The organism is Bacillus sp. FSL R5-0654, from assembly GCF_038008745.1.
Classification (GTDB): Bacteria; Bacillota; Bacilli; order Bacillales; family Bacillaceae; genus Bacillus; species Bacillus safensis.
The window spans coordinates 1,871,079-1,890,604 of sequence record NZ_JBBOZV010000001.1 but is presented as its reverse complement, the minus strand read 5'-3'; the positions used below and the strand labels follow the sequence as shown (position 1 = coordinate 1,890,604).

The window sequence follows — 19,526 nt, the reverse complement described above, 5'->3', positions numbered from 1 at the left end:
TATCTAACCGATTGTCTAAAGATATGCATGAAAAAAGCGTTCAGCTTGATGGGCTGGACGCTTTTTTTCCATATAGAACGGCTTCTAATAATAAATCAGCTAGATGGACGGCACGCATGCTCGGTGAGTGCCCTGAGCGTTTGATGCCTGCTGCCATTTGCAGCTGACAGCCTGGATTAGACGTAACGATGGCAGCGGCCTTTGTTTGAGTGGCTTCTGTCATTTTATGATCTAAAATTTGCATCGACATCTTTGGCTGCAAGATGTTGTAAATGCCAGCTGAGCCGCAGCAACGGCCCGAATCCTTCATTTCTTTAAATGATACACCTTGAATGGCCTTCATCAGCACCCTTGGTGCATGCTGTACACCCATTCCGTTCCGCAAATGACAAGAATCCTGATAGGTGATGACCTGCTCTGGCAAAGCAAGCGGCATGCGGCGGTGAAATTCCAGCTCCACTAAAATGTCTGATATATCTGTGATTTTCTTTGAGAAGGATTCACTTCGCTTTTGAAAATCCGGATCATCGCAAAGCAAATGATCATAATCACTTAAAAAAGCGCCACAACCGCCCGCATTCATGACTATGGCATCCGCATCTATCTCTTCAAACGCTTCAATATTCCGCTTTGCTAACTGTTTCGCTTGTTCTTTTTCACCGCTATGGCCATGGAGCGCTCCGCAGCACGTCTGAATAGGAGGGACGATGACGTCACAGCCTGCCAGCTGCAAAAGCTGGATGGTCGCTTCGTTTGTGCTGGAAAAAACGGTGTCCATTAAACAGCCAGTAAAAAAGGCGACCCGTTTTCTCGCTACGCCGGCGGCTTTGTATTCCGGCAAACGGCTTTTTCGTTGACGCGGCACCTTTGGAAGCGCCTGTTCCATCAGGCGTAAGTGCGGTGGAAGCACCTTCAGCATGCCAGTTTTACGGGCGGCCGTTTGCAGACCAGATGTTTGATAAAATCGAAGAAGTCCTGCTGCTTGCCTCATTCGGCTTTGTGAAGGAAAGAGACCTTTAAACACTACACGTCTTACAAGTTTGACAGGAATGGATTGTTTTTTGTGCTGCTGAATGATGTCTCTTGCATCTTCAAGTAACCGTCCATATTTAACGCCGGAAGGGCAGACCGGTTCACATGCACGGCAGCCAAGACAAAGATTCAGTGAATGCTCGACATCTTCATCTGGCTCAATGACGCCGTCTCTCACCGCCTTCATTAAAGCAATTCGGCCGCGGGGAGAGTGTGTTTCTTGTTGACCAGATTCAATATAAGTCGGGCAGGAAGGAAGGCAGAATCCGCAGCGCATGCAATTGAGCAGCTCTTTTTCGTCCATTTGCTGCTGAAATGCTTGCTGAATCTCTGTTTGTTTAGAACTCATGAGACCACCACCCGCTTTCTTGCGGCTTTTCCGAACACTTTATCCGGGTTCATGATATTTTCCGGGTCAAGCGCTTGTTTGATCGCTTTCATTGCCGCAATGCCTTCTTTTTTAACTTTTAGTTCTAAGTAAGGGGCTTTCATAAGACCCACGCCATGTTCACCCGTAATGGTGCCGCCAAGTGAGACTGCTTTTTCAAAAATGGCCTGAAAGGCTTCTTCCACCCGTTTCATTTCTTCTTCATTTCTTGCATCTGTTGCACAAGTAGGATGCAAATTGCCATCACCTGCATGACCAAATGTACAGATTTTCACTTTGTACTGCTTCGCAATGTCTTCGATCGCCCGCACCATGCGGGCAATTTCAGACCTAGGGACTGTAGCATCTTCTAAAATGGTCGTCGGGCTTAACCGGGCGAGGGCAGATAAAGCGGATCGTCTCGCTGTTAAAAGTGCATTTGCCTCTTCTTCAGAATGAGCGATATTTACTTCTTTTGCACCGTGCTGCTGACAAACTTTTTCGATGCGCTGCATATCACGGGAAACCGCCTCGGGATGGCCGTCTTGTTCGATTAACAGCACCGCTTGAACGTCAGTCGGCAAACCGATTTTTGCAAAGTCTTCAACGACTTCCAGAGTCGGCTGATCCATAAATTCTAATGTGGCGGGGATGATACGCTCTGCAATAATCGCCGACACTGAAGCGGCGGCTTCCTCTAAACTTTCATATAAGCAAAGCATCGTTTGTTTTGTTTCTGGAAGCGGCAAAAGCTTTAGCGTAGCTTCAGTGACAATCCCAAGCGTTCCTTCTGAACCTACGAACAAACGGGTCATATCATATCCGGCAACGTCCTTTGCAAGCTTGCCGCCTGTTTTGATGATGTCACCGTTTGGGAGAACGACTTCAAGTCCAAGTACATAATCTCTTGTCACACCATATTTTAACCCCCGCAGACCACCTGAATTTTCATTAATATTTCCGCCTAATGTAGAGATTTTCATAGAGCTTGGATCAGGTGGATAGAAGAGGCCTTTCGCCTCTACTTGGCGAATAAGTTCCTGTGTGATCAAACCAGGCTGCACCGTTGCTGTCAGGTTTTCTTCATCTATTTCTATTAATTGGTTCATTCTTGTAAACAGCAGCACAAGTCCGCCTTGAGTGGGACATGTGCCTGCACAAAGGTTCGTTCCTGATCCTCTTGGCACGATCGGTATGTTATATGAGGCGCAGAGCCGGACAATTTGCTGGATTTCCTCAGCCGTATGCGGGCTTACGATGACATCTGGCATATGCTGAAAATTTGGTGTTGCATCATAAGAGTAGGCAAGCCGATCGGCTTTACTGTCCTGCATGTAAGACGCGCCAACAATCTTTTTTAATTGATTTAAAAATTCAGAATGTAACATACGCATTCAACTCCTATTGATGAGACGTATCGTTTCTTTCAGTATAAAAAAAGAATCGCCTCATGCCTATGGACGATTCTACAAAATATCAGGCTGTTTGCTTCGTTTTTTTGGATCATTATCTAATAGCATGAAGGCTAAATAAAAGAGCATGGCATCTTGCATGCGCTTTGGATCGAGTGTCGTTAAATCTTGGATTCGTTTTAGTCTGTAATGCAGTGTATTGATATGGACATGCATCGCTTCTGCGGTATATTTCAATGAGCAATCTGAGGTCATGAGTACCCGCAATGTTTTCACTAATTCAGGATAGGGGAAAAGAGGGGCGATCGTTCGATCGAGAAACACTTCTTTTGTTTCCTGACTGACTTCCTCCATAAAAAGTTCGAGCGTTAAATCTTCATCAAATACAATCGGGGTATCAGCATGGGCCATTTTTAATGCTCGAAAGGCTTGTTGAAACGATTGCTTCATCAAATGAGCAGCTGCTGGTTTTCCCGCTCCAATCAAAACCCCGGGCGAGCTCCGCGCCGTAAGGGAGGCATGGATGTGAAACAGGCGCTGCTGCAGGGCTTTACGATCATCTGCTGTTGTTTGCAGCATGAGTAAAAAGCGGCCATGCCCCCAGCGGACGATGATCTCCTGGATGTTGAGATGCAGCGTTTCCTTCAATTCTTTGTATTGATTCTGCTTCATAAACGATTCATCCTGACAATCGATCAGAACAACTGCACGCTCCTTGTTGATATCAAGCTGAAGCCGCGACGCTTTTTCAGTGAGATCAATCGCTGTCTCTGGCAGATGAAGCCAGTCGAATACAAACGCTTCGAGCTGACGTTCATCCGTTTCAGTTTCTTGAAAAAATTCATGTTCATGAATAAGCAGCTCGGTCATTTTTCTTAATATTTCGCCAAAAGGAGACACATGTACAGGATCTCCTGTCATTCCAATGACCCCGATGACCTCTTGCTTAAAATAAATAGGCAGATTGATGCCAGCTTTGACGCCTTTCATGTGCTGCTGGTCATCCTTTGTGAGAATTCGTTTCTGTCCTTCAAAAGATGTCAGATACGCTCCTTCATGAAATTGTCCAACGCGCGCTGGATCTGTGGCTGCAATGATGGTGCCGTTTGTTTGTGCGATGATGATTTCCTCAGTCAGCACCTTTTTAACCTCATCTACGATTTTTTCTGCCAGTGTCATTGTGAGCAAAACGTACCCCTCCGAGATGTTTCTTTTGACACTATCATACCATCATATGCTAGGACATATCTTTCTTTTCATGAGTTATGCTAAAATAATGAATGCACATGAAGAAGAAAGGAGACATAGCCATGTCGTTACTAAATCGCTTACAAGAACTATTAAAAGAAGGACAGGCGCTGACAGACTTCGAATATGATGAAGCGGCGCGCCGCAATTGGACATTAGAAGGAGCGAGAATAAAAGAAGAAGCCCGTTTTGGCGATGTATATATAGAGCGTGTAGACAAGGAATCAGAGAACATGATTCAAACAGAAAACCCCTCATTTCTAAACACACCGCTTACATATGTGAAAAAACATCAAAAAGAATTCATTTATATCGAATCCAAGTGGTTTGATGTCGTGAAAGTGGATGGCTTGGCCATTGAATGGGATGAAGTGTTTCAGACGTATACCGTCCTATTCGGTTTAAAACGTCCTAAAAAAGACACGAATATTCTAAAGGACATGCTATCGCCATTAAATGGTGCTCAGCTTCAATTTAATGGACAAGATGGCTTATTTGATGTGAATTTGCAGCTTCTTGAGCTTGAGAATATCCACGAAGATACGGCTTTCATTGACGTCATCTCGGCCGTGTATCGATTTTTATTCCGTATGATCATACAGCTTGAAATCAATGAATCAAAAAACGGCTCAAATTCCTGAGCCGTTTTTTTGTCCATCTATTCATTTGATGAAGGTGTGACAAACTGTACATCATGCTCTTTTCCATATTGAAGATAATCTTCATGTGGCTCCTGATTGGTCACGACGATATCAATCTCGTGCAAATCACAAAACGTGGTCAAGGCGTAATGATCGAATTTGCTATCATCCACTAATAAAAAGGTTTTGGCACTTTTTTGAACAAGCGTCTTTTTAATATCGGTTTCAAGCGGAGACGAATTCGTGACGCCGTGATCAATGGATAAACCAGTTGATGCGATAAAGGCTTTATTGACATTGTAAGCTTTTAAGCGCTCAACACTTTGATAACCAACGAAAGAATTCGTTTTTCTTTCAAGCATCCCACCAGTGGAAAAGATGGTGAGATTTTCATAAGGCATCGCCTGTGTAATGAAATCCACATTATTGGTCACAATGGTCACCTGTTTCTCCGTCAAATAGGGGAGCATCTCAAGCGTTGTCGTACCTGAATCAATAAAAATCATATCCCCGTTTTCCACAAAAGCGGCAGCCGTCTGACCGATCAATTGCTTTTTACTGAGCTGACGGATCTTTCGCTCCTGATACACGACTAACGTTGAGTGGTTCACAGCCACTCCGCCATACACTTTTTTGAGTACGCCGGACTCGACCAACGCCTGTACATCTCGGCGTATCGTGTTTTTTGAGACACCAAAATGCGCAACAAGCTCATCAAGTGAGGCAGATTCACGGTCAAACACATACTCTTTGATTTGCTGAATCCGTTTTGTTTTTATCATACTTCATATCTCCAATCAATCCGAATGTCCTTTTTCCATTATACCAATAAATTCTCTTACATGGATTAGGTCAATTGATTCTCTTTTCTCCTTTGATATAAAAGCGTATGATAGAAAAAAGAAAGAAACTAGAAAGGAACTTTCACTTCTATGAATCAATCAAACAACCCATTTTCAAAGCTTGCGAATTTTAGAGAAGTAGGGGGACTTCAAACAACAGATGGGATGGTGATCAAACAGAGAATGATTTATCGATCCGCAGACTTATCCCGTTTGTCGAAACAAGACATTGAGATATTCTCAGCACTCGGACTTCAAACCGTTTGTGACCTCCGTACAGCCTCAGAACGTAAATCACATCCGCCAAAGATCAAGGAACACGACAAAATCGTCCATATTCCGATGCAGCCTGACAGTAAGATGCCAAGTAAATGGACCATGTTTCGTATGCTGGTAACAGAAGGGAAGTCTCTCTCATTTACACCGATCATGAAAGAGTTATATCAAAGCATGCTGACAGAGCGTAAAGAAGAGATTCGTCAGCTGTTCACACTGCTTTCAGATCAAAGCCATTACCCGCTGATGCTTCACTGCACGAGTGGCAAGGACCGTACAGGTTTTTTATCTGCCCTGATTCAGTTGGTGGCAGGTGTACCGCTGGCTGTCGTTTTAAGTGAATACATGCGTTCCAATGAAGGCGTGCAAATGCTCGTCAGAAGGCAGGAACGATTTGTCCGATTGATGAGTTTATACCGGGTGTCAAAAGAACAAATTCAGCCGCTTGTCGGTGTGCAGCAAGATTATCTTGAAGATGTGCTGCACGAAATGCTGGAGACATACGGGAGTGCAGAGCGGTATTTAATTGAAGCCTGCAAAGTCCCTGAAGCTCATCTCAATGAAATGAAAAACATTCTGCTTACACCATCTGCTGGCATTCCATCACAAAAAGCGGAATAAACTTAAGATGAGGTGATGCAAAACATGCTGAAAAAGATCAGTATGACAGTTTTAACACTGATGTTGATGTTTGTATTTTTATTGATTCCTTCTAGCAGTCTAGCAGCTCGTGCAGTGCCAAAAGGGAAGCTTGAGAGCACAAGAGAGATGCGCGCGGTATGGATTGCATCGGTTTATAACTTAGATTGGCCCTCAAAGAAGGGGCTGCCCGTAGCAGAGCAGAAGCAAGAGTTTATTCGTTTGTTAGACGAAATCAAAGCGATGAATATGAATGCCGTCATTATGCAAATTAAACCAACAGCAGATGCCTTTTATCCTTCAGCATACGGGCCGTGGTCAGAATATTTGACTGGAACACAAGGGAAAGATCCGGGGTACGATCCGCTTGAGTTTATGATCGAAGAAGCTCATAAACGCGGCCTTGAATTTCACGCTTGGTTTAACCCTTACCGAATCACAATGAATCATACTGATCTCAGCCGTTTGTCTGCCGATCACCCTGCAAGACAACATCCTGATTGGACGATTGCGTATGGTAATCAGCTTTATTACAATCCTGGTATTCCTGAAACTCAGGACTTCATTATCGGCGGTATAGAAGAAGTTGTGAAAAACTACGATATTGATGCCGTGCATATGGATGATTATTTTTATCCATATAAAATAGCCGGTGTACCATTTCCAGATCAAGAAACGTATGAAACATATGGAAAAAAAGCATTTACACATATAGAAGATTGGCGAAGAGATAATGTGAATCAGCTAGTGAAGCAAATCAATGACACCATTAAGAAAGAAAAGCCGTATGTGAAATTTGGTATTAGTCCATTCGGGGTATGGCGCAACATAAAAGATGACCCGACTGGTTCAAACACCACTGCAGGAATGACCAACTACGATGATTTGTATGCTGATACAAGAGAGTGGATTCAGCAGCACGATATTGATTATGTTACTCCACAAATTTACTGGAGCATCGGCTTTCAAGCTGCCGCTTATGAAGTGCTGACGAAATGGTGGTCAAATGAGGTGAAAGGGGAGCCGGTTCATCTGTACATTGGGCAGGCGGCATATAAAATTAATCAAAACAGTGACCCTGCTTGGTCTGACCCGGAAGAATATTTTAGGCAGATTGAGCTGAACAGGCAGTCACAGCTTGTGCAGGGAAGCATGCATTTCAGCCTGAAGGATCTCAATCGCAACCCTTTGAATGTAAAGGATCGATTGATAGAAGAGTCATACCGCAAACCAGCTCTCATTCCAGAAATGCCTTGGCTTCATCAGAAAGCACCTAAAAAACCAATCATTCAATCTGTGAAAAAGACAGCGGATGGTGCGGCTTTACAAATCAAAAATGATTCGCATTCTACCGTATCCTATTATGCGGTCTATCGATTAACAAATAAAGGAACATATGAATTGCTGCAAACGGTTAGAAAAGAAAAAGGCGCCATAACAACGATTAAAGACCTCCCAGTCAATCAAAAGAAAATGGATACTTACAAGATTACGGCTCTTAATCGGCTTCATCACGAAAGCAAGCCTTCTACAAAAATAGTGAAATAACAGAAAAAGCATGAGTGAGATTTTCTTCGTTCATGCTTTTTTTCTATTATTCTTGTTTTAATTTTCTGAATTCAATCAAGCTTGGCATGAAGCAGCTGCTTGATTAATAAATATGATAGAAAGAGCTAAAGGGGGAAGCAAGATGGATTTTGAATTAACGAAAGAACAACAAATGATCCGCCAGATGGTCAAAGATTTCGCCAAAGCAGAAATTGCACCACTCGCTCAAACCATTGATGAACAGGCCGTATTCCCAGCCAAAACGTTTCAAAAAATGGGGGAGCTCGGCTTTATGGGCATCCCCTTTCCAGAGAAATACGGCGGCTCAGGAGGAGATACGATATCATATGCACTCGCTGTAGAAGAAATCGGAAAACAGTGTGCCAGTACAGGTCTTAGCTATGCCGCAGCCGTCTCCTTAGGCGCAAGCCCGCTTTATTACTTCGGTACAGAGGAGCAAAAGATGGACCACCTTGTCCCGCTGGCTTCTGGAACAGCACTTGGTTCCTTCGGATTAACAGAACCAAATGCAGGGTCAGATGCAAAAGGGACGAAAACAAAAGCAGTCAAAGACGGACAAGAGTATGTCATTAGCGGGGAGAAGTGCTGGATCACAAACGCCAATTTTGCCAGAACCATTATCGTCACTGCTGTCTCGGATCAAGATGAAAACGGCCGCCCGATCATCTCCGCCTTCATTGTGGAGAAAGGGCAAAAAGGGCTGACCATTACAAATCCATATGACAAAATGGGCGTGCGCGGTTCAGATACAGCAGAAATCATTTTAGACGGTGTACGTGTACCAGCCCAGAATATTTTAGGAGACCCAGCGAAAGGCTTTAAGCAATTTTTATATACATTAGACGGGGGGCGCATTTCAATTGCTGCGTTATCAGTTGGCATCGCACAAGCTGCACTAGATGCTTCGCTCTCGCATGCAAAAGAAAGAAAGCAATTTGGGCAGACCCTTTCTTCCTTCCAAGCGATTCAGTTTAAGCTGGCAGATATGGCGATGCAAATAGAGCTTGCCAGACAAATGGTGTGGAAAGCCGCTTGGCTGAAAGATCACGGCAAGCCGTTTACAAAAGAAGCTGCCTATGCCAAACTCTTCGCTTCTGAAATAGCGACAAAAGCAAGTCTTGATGCTGTTCAAATTCACGGGGGAACAGGCTACATGAAAGAATGTGGTGTAGAACGGCTTGTGAGAGATGCCAAGCTAATGGAAATTGGAGAAGGGACCTCTGAAATTCAGCGTCTAGTCATCGCAAGACAACTGTTAGCGTAATTCGATAATGAAAACGCTTACCATCAATGGAGGAGGAAAGCCATGATGTCGATTCATCCACAAACGATCGGCTCCCTATTAAAAGAGAAAAGGGAGCAGCACCCAGCACATGAAGCCATTGTGTATCCAGAACGTTCTTTACGTTATTCATATGAAGCGTTTTATCGAGAAGTCAAGGAAACTGGGAAAGGTCTTATGGCATTAGGGGTTCAAAAAGGGGATCATATCGCCATCATGGCGCCCAATGTACCTGAATGGCTTATGCTGCAATTCGCCTGCGCGTCGATTGGAGCCGTTCTTGTCACCGTGAATACGAACTTTCAAGCACAAGAACTCGCTTATTTACTCAAGCATTCTGATAGCAGCATGCTGTTTATCGTAGACGGCTTTAAAGAGACATCCTATGTCAAAATGCTTGAAGAACTCATACCGGAGCTTCAAAACGCTCATCAAGGTGAGATCACATCCTCATCTTTTCCTTATTTAAAAAGTGTCGTCTATATTGGCGAGCACACGCCAAAGGGCATGCGCAGCTGGGACAGTATTCACGCAGCTGCTAAAAGAACAGAGAATCATGAGTGGGAGAAACGAATGGATGAGCTTGCGCCTGATGATGTCATTAATATGCAATATACTTCAGGCACAACCGGCTACCCAAAGGGAGTCATGCTCAGCCATACAAACATTGTCTGCAATGCCAGACAAATCGCAGATTGTATGAAGCTCACCCAAAAGGACCGCATGTGTATCCCTGTTCCTTTCTTTCATTGCTTTGGATCCGTTCTTGGCGTGCTTGCTTGTCTCACAAAAGGAGGAACGATCATTCCAATTGAATCCTTCCATCCAGAGAGAGTTCTTCAAACAGTGGAAAAAGAGAAGTGCACCGTACTTCACGGCGTCCCGACAATGTTCATTTCAGAACTCGACCATCCGAATTTTCACCAATACGATCTGTCCACATTACGAACGGGCATTATGGCAGGTTCTCTTTGCCCATCCCATGTGATGAAAGCCGTCATTGAACAAATGGGACTAAAGGAGCTCACGATTGCTTACGGACAGACCGAAAGCTCTCCTGTCATTACCCAAACAAGAACGGATGATTCATTTGAAAGGCGGGTTCAAACGGTCGGCCGGGCGCTTCCTCACATTGAAGTGAAAATCACCGTTCCAGGCACGCCGGAGGAAGTACCAAGAGGAGAACAAGGAGAGCTGTGTACAAGAGGCTATCATGTGATGAAAGGCTACTATAAAAATGAAGAAGCCACAAATGAAGTGATTGATCAGGACGGCTGGCTTCATACGGGTGATTTAGCAGAGATGGATGAGGACGGCTATGTGAAAATCACAGGACGGCTGAAAGATATGATCATTAGAGGCGGGGAGAATGTTTACCCAAAAGAGATTGAGGATGTTCTTTACACTCATCCGGATATTCTTGATGCACAGGTCGTTGGTATACCTGACGAGACGTATGGAGAAGAAGCCGCCGCATTCATTCGGCTTAAACAAGGTAGGACGGTGACAATTGAGACACTCACCAGCTATTGTCAGTCGCAAATGGCACGCTACAAAATTCCTAAATATTTTTTCATCACTGACGAGTATCCAATGACCGCATCAGGGAAGATTCAAAAATTTCGTCTGAAAAAGCAGGCGCTTGATCTAATAAAGGAGTGAAGGCAGTGATGTTTCAAAAAGTACTGATTGCCAATCGAGGCGAAATTGCCCGGCGAATTATTCGAACGTGTAAAAGGCTCGGAATCCACACCGTCGCCGTTTATTCAGAAGCAGATCAGCATGCACTTCATGTGCAAGAAGCAGACAGCGCCTATCCGATTGGAGGCGCGAAAGTATCTGAAAGCTATTTAAACATGGAAGCCATCATTCGTGTAGCCAAACAGACAAATACAGATGCCATCCACCCAGGATATGGCCTCTTATCAGAAAATGCAGCCTTTGCAGAACGCTGCCGCAGCGAAGGAATCGCCTTTATTGGCCCATCCGCACAAGTCATTCAGCGAATGGGGAATAAAATTGAAGCAAGAAAAACGATGGCTCAAGCAGGTATCCCCATTGTACCAGGCGTTTCAGCTCCGCTGCATGATGCAGAAGAAGGGGTCAGTCAAGCGCAGTCACTCGGTTATCCGATCATGCTCAAGGCATCAAGCGGGGGCGGAGGAATTGGCATGCAGATCGTGCAAAATGACGAGGAGCTGTACAGGGCTTTTGAAGGGAATCAAAAAAGAGCGCAAAGCTTTTTCAACGATGGGACGCTGTATATGGAAAAGGTTATTGAAAACGCTCGGCACATTGAAATTCAGGTCCTTTTTGATTCCTTCGGTCATGGGGTTCACTTATTTGAGCGCGACTGCTCACTCCAGCGAAGACATCAAAAAATCATTGAAGAAGCACCAGCCGCCTGTCTTGATGAATCAGTAAGACATCAGATGGGGGAGATGGCCGTCAAAGCAGCCAAAGCGATTGGGTATGAAAATGCAGGAACGATTGAATGTTTAGTTGATCAGCATCAACACTTTTATTTCCTAGAAATGAACACAAGATTACAAGTAGAGCACCCTGTCACAGAAGAAATTACAGGCATTGACCTTGTCGAGGAACAGCTGAAAATCGCTGCATGTGAGCCGCTTTCCTTTAATCAGGAGGATATTCATCAAATCGGCCATGCCATCGAGGTTAGAATTTATGCGGAAGATCCCGTCACCTTTTATCCATCACCAGGAACGATCACTCGGCTTTCCACACCTGAAGCTCCGTATATCCGTCATGAGTCAAGCGTGAGAAATGGAAGCATCATTACCCCTTTTTACGATCCAATGATTGCGAAAATGATCGTTTACGGTGATACACGAAAACTTGCAATAGAACGATTAAAAGGGGCATTACAAGCATATGAAATAGAAGGGATCAAAACCAACTTACCGCTTTTAAGGGAAATGACCGGATCTTCTGCTTTCTTACAAGGCAGCATCACCACCGATTTTCTCATGAAAAAAAGGGAGGAAAACCGTTCATGAAAACTGTCACAATTCAAATGGCCGGAAACTTGTGGAAGCTTCTTGTGAAACAAGGCGATGAAGTGCAAAAAGGACAGGAGGTTGCCATTTTAGAATCAATGAAAATGGAGATTCCGATCGTTGCTGAAGAGGCCGGGATCATCAGTAAAGTGTATAAGGGAGAGGGAGAGTTTGTCGATGAAGGAGAGGTTCTTTTAGAACTAACAGAATAGGAGGGAGCCAGATGGCATTACCAAAGAGTGTGCTTATCAGGGAGGTCGGCCCGCGGGACGGACTGCAAAATGAATCAGTCTGGCTTGACACAGGCGAGAAGCGAACGTGGATTGATCTGCTCGCAGCAGCCCAGCTCCCTTATATTGAAGTCACATCATTTGTTCATCCTAAATGGGTTCCAGCCTTAAAAGATGCCAAAGAACTCACCCAATCCTTTAACAAAAAAGACGACATCACCTATGCAGCACTTATTCCCAATGAAAAAGGCTTAGCTCATTTTTTTGAAGCCAATCTTGACACAGGCGCTATGTTCATCTCTTCGAGTGAAACACATAACAAGAAAAATATGAATCAATCCATCCACGAAACACTTCCTGTTATCAAACAAATGACAGCTGATTTAAAAGCAGCAGGAAAAAACACGCGCGCGTATATTTCCACCGTGTTTGGCTGCCCATATGAAAAACAAGTGCCAATGGATCAAGTCCTCCGGTTAACGGATATTTTGCTTTCTTATGGCATTGATGAAATATCTCTCGGTGACACCATCGGTGAAGCCCATCCGCTTCAAGTAGAAAGGCGCTTAGACATTTTACTCGAACGTTTTCCTGCTGATAAAATCGCTCTTCATTTTCATGATACGAAGGGGATGGCTCTTGCGAATATTTATACGGCATTAAAAGCAGGGATCACCATATTTGACTCCTCCAGCGGCGGGCTCGGCGGATGTCCCTATGCACCTGGTTCCAGCGGAAATGTGGCGACAGAAGATGTGGTGCATATGCTTCAAAAACTAGGAATTGAGACAAATATTCACCTTCCTGCATTAATTAAAGCGGCAGAATGGATTGAAGCAAAAGTAGATCGAACCTTACCTAGTCACTGTTTACGTGCTTATCACTCTTAGACTATTTCATAAAGGATGAATAACATGACATCATTGGTCCATTTTTCGATACAAGATGAACAGATCGCTATCATGACCTTAAACAGGCCAGAACAAGCGAATTCCCTATCTGCTCCAATGCTGGAGGAGATCAATCAAATTATTCAAGAAATCAAACACGATGAAAGCATTCGCTGTCTTCTCATTACAGGAGCCGGTTCAAAAGTCTTTTGTGCTGGAGCAGATTTAAAAGAACGACGATTGATGACAGAAGCAGAAGCGAAAGGAGCTGTTCTTTCGATTCAGCAAACTTTTATCGAGATTGAATCTATTCCTGTACCTGTCATTGCAGTGATGAACGGACACGCACTGGGTGGAGGACTTGAGCTCGCGCTCGCTTGTGATCTCCGCATTGCACGAGCCGGAGCAAGACTCGGCCTGCCAGAAACAGGACTAGCTATCATACCAGGAGCCGGAGGGACGCAGCGCCTTCCGCGCCTCATTGGACTCGGTAAAGCAAAAGAACTTATTTTCACAGGCGCATCAATACAAGCAGAAGAAGCCATTCAAATCGGGCTGATTGAGCATATCTCTGTAGCAGATTCCCTCATGAACGATGCCATCTCTCTTGCAAAACAAATCATCAAAAATGGCCCGCTTGCCTTAAAAGAAGCGAAACAAGCGATTCAATCAAGCCTTGATCACGATTTGCATACAGGTTTGACAAAGGAATACGAAGCCTATCTACGGCTCATTGAGACAGAAGATCGAACGGAAGGTCTTCGAGCCTTCCAAGAAAAACGAACGCCTCAATACAGAGGCAGGTAGCAAGAAAGGGGAATGGGTATGATCGAAGAATATGAACTAAAAAAACAGCAGATTCTGAAAGGCGGGGCAGACCGATACCATCAAAAAAACAAAGAAAAAGGAAAATTGTTTGTCCGTGACCGCCTCCAGTTGTTATTAGATGAGGATTCTTTCATTGAGGATGCCATGTTTGCCGAGTGTCAAAATGAACATTTACCAGCAGATGGTGTTATCACAGGGACAGGGCGGATGAATGGGCAAACTGTTTGCGTCATGGCAAATGATTCTACCGTCAAAGCAGGATCATGGGGCGTCAAAACGGTAGAAAAAATCATTAGAATCCAGGAAACAGCCGAAAAGCTCAACTGCCCAATGCTGTATTTAGTTGACTCTGCGGGTGCTAGAATCACCGATCAAATCGCCATGTTTCCAGGCAGAAGGGGTGCAGGCCGCATTTTTTATAACCAGGTGAAGCTGTCTGGACGTATTCCGCAAATTTGTTTACTATTTGGTCCTTCGGCAGCCGGAGGTGCTTACATTCCTGCTTTTTGTGACATCGTCGTCATGGTCGAAGGGAATGCCTCAATGTACTTAGGCTCACCGCGAATGGCCGAAATGGTGATTGGAGAGAAAGTATCACTTGAAGAAATGGGCGGAGCAAAAATGCATTGCAGCATTTCTGGATGCGGCGATATTTTAGCAAAAACCGAGGAAGAAGCCATTCAAATCGCCCGCACTTATTTAACTTACATGCCTGCCAACTATACAGAAAAACCAAAACGGGCAGCCGCAATCGCACCTAAACCATCAGAGATCACCATCCAAGACCTCATCCCTAAAGGGCAGAATACCCCTTTTGATATGTATCAGCTCATTGATTTACTCATTGATGAAGGATCTTTTTTTGAAATCAAAAAACTGTTTGCCGCAGAATTGATCACAGGCTTTGGCCGCATGAATGGTCAGCCTGTCGGTCTTATTGCCAACCAGCCGAGGGTAAAAGGCGGCGTTTTATTCCATGACTCAGCCGACAAAGCGGCTAAGTTTATTCAGCTATGTGACGCCTTTCATATTCCACTCCTTTTCCTTGCCGATATACCGGGGTTTATGATCGGAACCAAAGTAGAACAAGCAGGCATTATCAGGCACGGGGCGAAAATGATTTCCGCCATGTCAGAGGCAACCGTTCCGAAAATATCCGTCATTGTTCGTAAAGCATATGGTGCAGGTTTATATGCTATGGCAGGACCGGCCTTTGAACCGGACTGCTGTCTTGCTCTTCCATCAGCACAAATTGCTGTCATGGGGCCAGAAGCCGCTGTAAATGCTGTCTATGCGAATAAAATTGCCGAACTGCCTGCTGAGGAAAGAGCGGCATTTATTCAAGAGAAACGCAAGGAATATCAGGAAGATATGAATATATATGAGCTTGCCTCTGAAATGATTGTCGATGGTGTCATTCCATTTGACCATTTGCGAGATGAGCTTTGTCATAGATTACAAGCCTATACCTCTAAAGAGATGACATTTACAAGACGAAAACACCCGGTTTATCCGGTCTAAAGGGGGCGGCCTCATGATGAACCTAAAACCAGCGTGGATACCCGAAGAGCAGATGATGAAACAAACACGCCTTTACAAATGGATGCATTCACTTGGTTTTTCTACTTATGATGCGTTCTATCAAGCTAGTATCGAGCGGACCGATTGGTTTTGGAGAGAAGCCGAAAAGGCGGTCGGCATCGTGTGGAAGAAGCCGTATGAAGCCGCATTAGGCCAAGATTCATTCATGTGGCCCAATTGGTACAAAGGCGGACGGCTCAACGTGGTCGAAACGGCTGTTGACAAATGGGCAGAGAATGAAGAAACCCAGCATCAACCAGCTGTGATGTGGAGAAATGAAGCGGGAGAAGAGAGAAGATGGACGTTCCTCGAACTTCAAGAAAAGGTCAATCGTCTCGCTGCTGGTTTTTTGAAGAAGGGAATACAAAAAGGAGATGTAGCGGTCATTTATATGCCGATGCTTCCGGAAACAGCTGCCGTCATGCTTGCCTTTGCAAAGATTGGTGTCATCTTTAGCCCGGTATTTTCTGGCTATGGAAGCGAGCCTCTTGCCGTACGTATTCGTGCATCAGGTGCAACCATTGTCGTCACAGGCTCTAGCGTGACGCGCCGGGGAAAGACGATCAACATGCGTGAATGTGCGGCAGAAGCGATCGACAAAACCAAGACTGTCCAAACAGTCATTGTACATGCTTCCTCTTCTACTGGATATAAAGAGGATATTCAGTTAAACGATTTGTTAAAAGAGGAACCACTGAGTAAAACGACTTATCTTTCAAATGAAGAGCCTCTTATGATCTTATACACGTCTGGAACAACCGGTACACCAAAAGGGGCTGTTCATACACACGCAGGCTTTCCTGTAAAAGCGGCTTTTGATGCCGGTCTTTGTATGGACGTTGCAAAAGGAGACCGTTTGTTTTGGCTCACAGACATGGGATGGATGATGGGGCCCTTTCTCGTCTTTGGCGGCTTGATCAATGGAGCTGCAATTGTTTTATATGACGGCGCCCCCGATTATCCAGATGAACAACACCTTTGGTCATTCATCCACGAGCAAAAAGTCACCCATTTTGGACTTTCACCTACTTTTGTTCGATCTGCGATGCAGCAAAACCTTTCAGACATTGAGCTGCCGCATGTGAAAGCCATCATATCTACAGGTGAACCGTGGAATGAAGCACCATGGCAATGGCTTTTTAACACCATTGGTCAAAAGCACATTCCAATCTTAAATTACTCAGGGGGAACAGAGGTTTCTGGCGGTATTGTAGGAAGTACGCTGCTTCGTCCAATCAAACCGATCCTTTTTAATGCGGCAATCTTAGGAATGGCGGCAGATGTGTATAATGAGGCCGGAGAGAGCGTTCTGAATGAGGTAGGGGAGCTTGTTGTGAAAAAGCCGTGGGTCGGCATGACATGTGGGTTTTGGAAAGATCCGGAGCGATATGAAGACACCTATTTTAAACGATTTGATGGGGTGTGGACGCACGGTGATTGGGTGATGCAATCAGAGGATGGCGCATTCCATATCACGGGCAGATCGGATGATGTCATTAATACAGCAGGTAAACGCATTGGTCCAGCTGAAATTGAATCCATTCTTGTCGGGCATCCAGCCGTACATGAGGCTGCTGTGATTGGAGTAAAGGATAAGGTGAAGGGAGAAGCACTAGTTTGTTTCATTGTGGCCAATTCACAGTCTTTCGAAGAAGCTGCACTCATTCAAGAGCTCAAAATACATGTTGGTTCATATGCGGGAAAAGCGCTCACACCAAAGGAAATTCATCTCATTTCAGCTTTACCGAAAACAAGAAACGGAAAAATCGTCCGTCGTTTATTAAAAGGAGCTTATGAACAGCAGCCTTCACCAGATCTTTCGTCTCTAGATAATCCTGATGTGTATAACAGCATTTGCGAATACTTGAAAAGGAAACAAAGTCCATAAAAAAAAGACAGGAGAGCGTCCTGTCTTTTTTATTGCACATGAAAATTCGTGCCATCTGTTGTTTCTTTTACAATACCTGCCCGAATCACAAAATCACCGAAATGTTCATGTTCCGCGCGTTCTTTTGCATAGCGGGGGAGAAGAGAGCCAAGCTCGTTTAAAATGTCTTCTTCTCCTACATTTTCTCGGTACAGTTTACTTAATCTGCTGCCATCAAACGCAGCGCCAAGATACATGTTGTATTTACCAGGTGATTTCCCGATAAAGCCAATTTCACCAAGCGCATGACGGGCGCATCCATTTGGACATCCAGTCATACGAATCGTGATTTCTTTATCACTTAAGCCATTTTCTTCGACAATCTCTTCAATTTTGTCAATTAAGCGCGGGAGGTAGCGTTCTGCCTCTGCCATCGCTAAGCCGCATGTCGGAAGAGCAACACAGGCCATTGAACTGCGGCGCAGTGCAGAGTGCTGCTGTCCATCTGACAAACTAAACTCCTGAATGAGCTGCTCGATTTGTTTCTTTTTATGAGATGTGACGTTTCCAATGATCAAATTTTGATTCGCTGTTAAGCGGAAGTCACCTGTATGAATCTTTGCGATTTCACGAATACCTGTCATCAGCGGATAATCATCGTAATCCGTGATACGTCCGCCTTCTACAAACATTGTATAATGCCATCTGCCATTGATTCCTTTTACCCACCCATAGCGGTCACCGTTATGATCGAAGTGATAATCTCTTGCGTCTAATAGGGAAAAACCAAGGCGGCGCTCAAGCTCTTCTTTTACATTCTCAAGACCAAGACGGTCCACTGTATATTTAAAGCGGGCATTTTTTCTCACCGAACGGTTTCCGTAGTCCCGCTGGATGGTGATCACTTGTTTGGCAATCTCTACAACTTGTTCCGGTGTACAAAAGCCAATTACTTTTGCAAGCTGAGGATAGGTCGCTGTATCACCATGAGTCATGCCCATTCCACCGCCAATCGCGACATTAAAACCGACTAATTGATCATTTTCAATAATCGCAATGAAGCCTAAATCCTGCGAAAAAACATCAATATCGTTAGCAGGAGGGACCGCCACACCAATCTTGAATTTTCTTGGCAAATAAAGTGGACCATACATCGGCTCAACCTCTGTATCAGGCGTTGCTGCTACCTTTTCCTCATCAAGCCAAATTTCATGGTACGCTCTTGTTTGTGGAAGCAGGTCATCACTTAATTTTTTGGCGAGCTCGTATACATCATGGTGCACTTCTGATTGATAAGGATTTGACGTACACATGACATTACGGTTCACATCGCCGCAAGCAGCGATCGTATCAAGCATAGTGGAATGAATGTCTTGAATGGTCTTTTTCATGTTCCATTTTAGAATACCGTGAAGCTGAAAGGTTTCACGAGTTGTCAGCTTTAACGTACCGTTTCCATATTTATGAGCAAGCTCATCCATTACAAGCCACTGTTTGGATGTAGCGATTCCGCCAGGCAGGCGGACGCGTAGCATAAATTGATAGGCAGGCTCAAGCTTTTGTTTTTGCCGTTCATTTCTCAGGTCACGATCATCCTGTAAATAACTGCCGTGATGCTTCATCAGACGGTTATCATCATCAGGAATACCCGCTGAAATCGGATCAAGCATCACTTCTTTTAAAGTACCCCGTAAATAATCACTTTTTTCTTTGATTTCCTCTACGTCGCTCGGAGGTCCATCCGGCGCTGTTAATGCTGTCTTCACCATGTAAGTAAAAGCTCCTTTCTTTCAAGCATTCAA

The 19,526-nt window shown here is 44.5% G+C and carries 16 protein-coding genes; 11 read left to right on the top strand and 5 right to left on the bottom strand.

The annotated features are described in order from the left end of the window. Positions 1 to 40: 40 nt before the first annotated feature. The 3 genes from NSS76_RS09410 to NSS76_RS09400 all read right to left on the bottom strand — a co-directional run bounded on the left by NSS76_RS09410 (position 41) and on the right by NSS76_RS09400 (position 3,999). A complete protein-coding gene (locus NSS76_RS09410; protein ID WP_341081958.1) occupies positions 41 to 1,381 on the bottom strand; it encodes a (Fe-S)-binding protein in 1,341 nt (446 codons plus the stop codon). Continuing rightward, positions 1,378 to 2,787: a glycolate oxidase subunit GlcD gene (glcD, locus tag NSS76_RS09405; RefSeq protein WP_341081956.1), complete on the bottom strand. Its 1,410-nt coding sequence runs from the start codon at positions 2,785 to 2,787 to the stop codon at positions 1,378 to 1,380. The genes NSS76_RS09410 and glcD overlap by 4 nt, the downstream gene beginning before the upstream one ends. Positions 2,788 to 2,865: 78 nt before the next feature. Next, on the bottom strand, positions 2,866 to 3,999 hold the full coding sequence (locus NSS76_RS09400; protein ID WP_151863028.1) for a CdaR family transcriptional regulator: 1,134 nt from the start codon (positions 3,997 to 3,999) through the stop codon (positions 2,866 to 2,868). 122 nt (positions 4,000 to 4,121) lie between these two features. On the opposite strand from NSS76_RS09400, the gene NSS76_RS09395 reads away from it, so the two are divergent. Further along, on the top strand, positions 4,122 to 4,700 hold the full coding sequence (locus NSS76_RS09395) for a branched-chain amino acid aminotransferase (RefSeq protein ID WP_133744082.1): 579 nt from the start codon (positions 4,122 to 4,124) through the stop codon (positions 4,698 to 4,700). A gap of 17 nt (positions 4,701 to 4,717) precedes the next feature. On the opposite strand, the gene NSS76_RS09390 is transcribed toward NSS76_RS09395, so the two are convergent. After that, complete coding sequence (locus NSS76_RS09390) at positions 4,718 to 5,482, bottom strand: DeoR/GlpR family DNA-binding transcription regulator (RefSeq protein WP_133744081.1); 765 nt, start codon at positions 5,480 to 5,482, stop codon at positions 4,718 to 4,720. 150 nt (positions 5,483 to 5,632) lie between these two features. Between NSS76_RS09390 and NSS76_RS09385 the strand changes: the two genes are divergently transcribed. The 10 genes from NSS76_RS09385 to NSS76_RS09340 all read left to right on the top strand — a co-directional run bounded on the left by NSS76_RS09385 (position 5,633) and on the right by NSS76_RS09340 (position 17,745). Next, positions 5,633 to 6,439 carry a tyrosine-protein phosphatase gene (locus tag NSS76_RS09385; protein ID WP_133744080.1) on the top strand — a complete coding sequence of 269 codons (807 nt, stop codon included), beginning with the start codon at positions 5,633 to 5,635 and terminating at the stop codon, positions 6,437 to 6,439. A 24-nt stretch (positions 6,440 to 6,463) separates the two neighbouring features. Beyond that, positions 6,464 to 8,005, top strand: coding sequence for a glycoside hydrolase family 10 protein (locus NSS76_RS09380; RefSeq protein ID WP_198457397.1), 1,542 nt, complete (start codon positions 6,464 to 6,466; stop codon positions 8,003 to 8,005). A 142-nt stretch (positions 8,006 to 8,147) separates the two neighbouring features. Continuing rightward, a complete protein-coding gene (locus NSS76_RS09375; protein WP_341081945.1) occupies positions 8,148 to 9,290 on the top strand; it encodes an acyl-CoA dehydrogenase family protein in 1,143 nt (380 codons plus the stop codon). Positions 9,291 to 9,332: 42 nt separating this feature from the next. Next, entirely contained in the window at positions 9,333 to 10,970 is a 1,638-nt protein-coding gene (locus NSS76_RS09370) for an AMP-binding protein (protein WP_024425683.1), read from the top strand. Between the two features lie 8 nt (positions 10,971 to 10,978). Beyond that, positions 10,979 to 12,328 (top strand): acetyl-CoA carboxylase biotin carboxylase subunit, encoded by a 1,350-nt coding sequence (locus tag NSS76_RS09365; RefSeq protein WP_213405137.1) that lies wholly within the window; start codon positions 10,979 to 10,981, stop codon positions 12,326 to 12,328. After that, positions 12,325 to 12,540, top strand: a complete 216-nt coding sequence (locus NSS76_RS09360; RefSeq protein ID WP_044335272.1) for an acetyl-CoA carboxylase biotin carboxyl carrier protein subunit — start codon at positions 12,325 to 12,327, stop codon at positions 12,538 to 12,540. Before NSS76_RS09365 ends, NSS76_RS09360 begins: the two co-directional genes overlap by 4 nt. An 11-nt stretch (positions 12,541 to 12,551) precedes the next feature. Next, entirely contained in the window at positions 12,552 to 13,448 is an 897-nt protein-coding gene (locus tag NSS76_RS09355) for a hydroxymethylglutaryl-CoA lyase (RefSeq protein ID WP_172881161.1), read from the top strand. 24 nt (positions 13,449 to 13,472) lie between these two features. Beyond that, positions 13,473 to 14,255: an enoyl-CoA hydratase gene (locus NSS76_RS09350; RefSeq protein WP_073205854.1), complete on the top strand. Its 783-nt coding sequence runs from the start codon at positions 13,473 to 13,475 to the stop codon at positions 14,253 to 14,255. An 18-nt stretch (positions 14,256 to 14,273) separates the two neighbouring features. Continuing rightward, positions 14,274 to 15,797 carry an acyl-CoA carboxylase subunit beta gene (locus tag NSS76_RS09345; RefSeq protein WP_281237124.1) on the top strand — a complete coding sequence of 508 codons (1,524 nt, stop codon included), beginning with the start codon at positions 14,274 to 14,276 and terminating at the stop codon, positions 15,795 to 15,797. Between the two features lie 13 nt (positions 15,798 to 15,810). Continuing rightward, entirely contained in the window at positions 15,811 to 17,745 is a 1,935-nt protein-coding gene (locus NSS76_RS09340; protein ID WP_341081933.1) for an AMP-binding protein, read from the top strand. A 29-nt stretch (positions 17,746 to 17,774) separates the two neighbouring features. Here the strand turns inward: NSS76_RS09340 and cysI are convergent, their stop codons facing one another. After that, entirely contained in the window at positions 17,775 to 19,493 is a 1,719-nt protein-coding gene (gene cysI / locus NSS76_RS09335; RefSeq protein ID WP_044335260.1) for an assimilatory sulfite reductase (NADPH) hemoprotein subunit, read from the bottom strand. Positions 19,494 to 19,526: the final 33 nt, after the last annotated feature.

What these genes read in the sequence shown, in the direction of transcription:
- NSS76_RS09410 (WP_341081958.1), bottom strand. Translation starts at nt 1,381, where the DNA reads ATGAGTTCTAAACAAACAGAGATTCAGCAAGCATTTCAGCAGCAAATG.
- glcD (WP_341081956.1), bottom strand. Translation starts at nt 2,787, where the DNA reads ATGTTACATTCTGAATTTTTAAATCAATTAAAAAAGATTGTTGGCGCG.
- NSS76_RS09395 (WP_133744082.1), top strand. Translation starts at nt 4,122, where the DNA reads ATGTCGTTACTAAATCGCTTACAAGAACTATTAAAAGAAGGACAGGCG.
- NSS76_RS09390 (WP_133744081.1), bottom strand. Translation starts at nt 5,482, where the DNA reads ATGATAAAAACAAAACGGATTCAGCAAATCAAAGAGTATGTGTTTGAC.
- NSS76_RS09385 (WP_133744080.1), top strand. Translation starts at nt 5,633, where the DNA reads ATGAATCAATCAAACAACCCATTTTCAAAGCTTGCGAATTTTAGAGAA.
- NSS76_RS09380 (WP_198457397.1), top strand. Translation starts at nt 6,464, where the DNA reads ATGCTGAAAAAGATCAGTATGACAGTTTTAACACTGATGTTGATGTTT.
- NSS76_RS09375 (WP_341081945.1), top strand. Translation starts at nt 8,148, where the DNA reads ATGGATTTTGAATTAACGAAAGAACAACAAATGATCCGCCAGATGGTC.
- NSS76_RS09370 (WP_024425683.1), top strand. Translation starts at nt 9,333, where the DNA reads ATGATGTCGATTCATCCACAAACGATCGGCTCCCTATTAAAAGAGAAA.
- NSS76_RS09365 (WP_213405137.1), top strand. Translation starts at nt 10,979, where the DNA reads ATGTTTCAAAAAGTACTGATTGCCAATCGAGGCGAAATTGCCCGGCGA.
- NSS76_RS09360 (WP_044335272.1), top strand. Translation starts at nt 12,325, where the DNA reads ATGAAAACTGTCACAATTCAAATGGCCGGAAACTTGTGGAAGCTTCTT.
- NSS76_RS09355 (WP_172881161.1), top strand. Translation starts at nt 12,552, where the DNA reads ATGGCATTACCAAAGAGTGTGCTTATCAGGGAGGTCGGCCCGCGGGAC.
- NSS76_RS09350 (WP_073205854.1), top strand. Translation starts at nt 13,473, where the DNA reads ATGACATCATTGGTCCATTTTTCGATACAAGATGAACAGATCGCTATC.
- NSS76_RS09345 (WP_281237124.1), top strand. Translation starts at nt 14,274, where the DNA reads ATGATCGAAGAATATGAACTAAAAAAACAGCAGATTCTGAAAGGCGGG.
- NSS76_RS09340 (WP_341081933.1), top strand. Translation starts at nt 15,811, where the DNA reads ATGATGAACCTAAAACCAGCGTGGATACCCGAAGAGCAGATGATGAAA.
- cysI (WP_044335260.1), bottom strand. Translation starts at nt 19,493, where the DNA reads ATGGTGAAGACAGCATTAACAGCGCCGGATGGACCTCCGAGCGACGTA.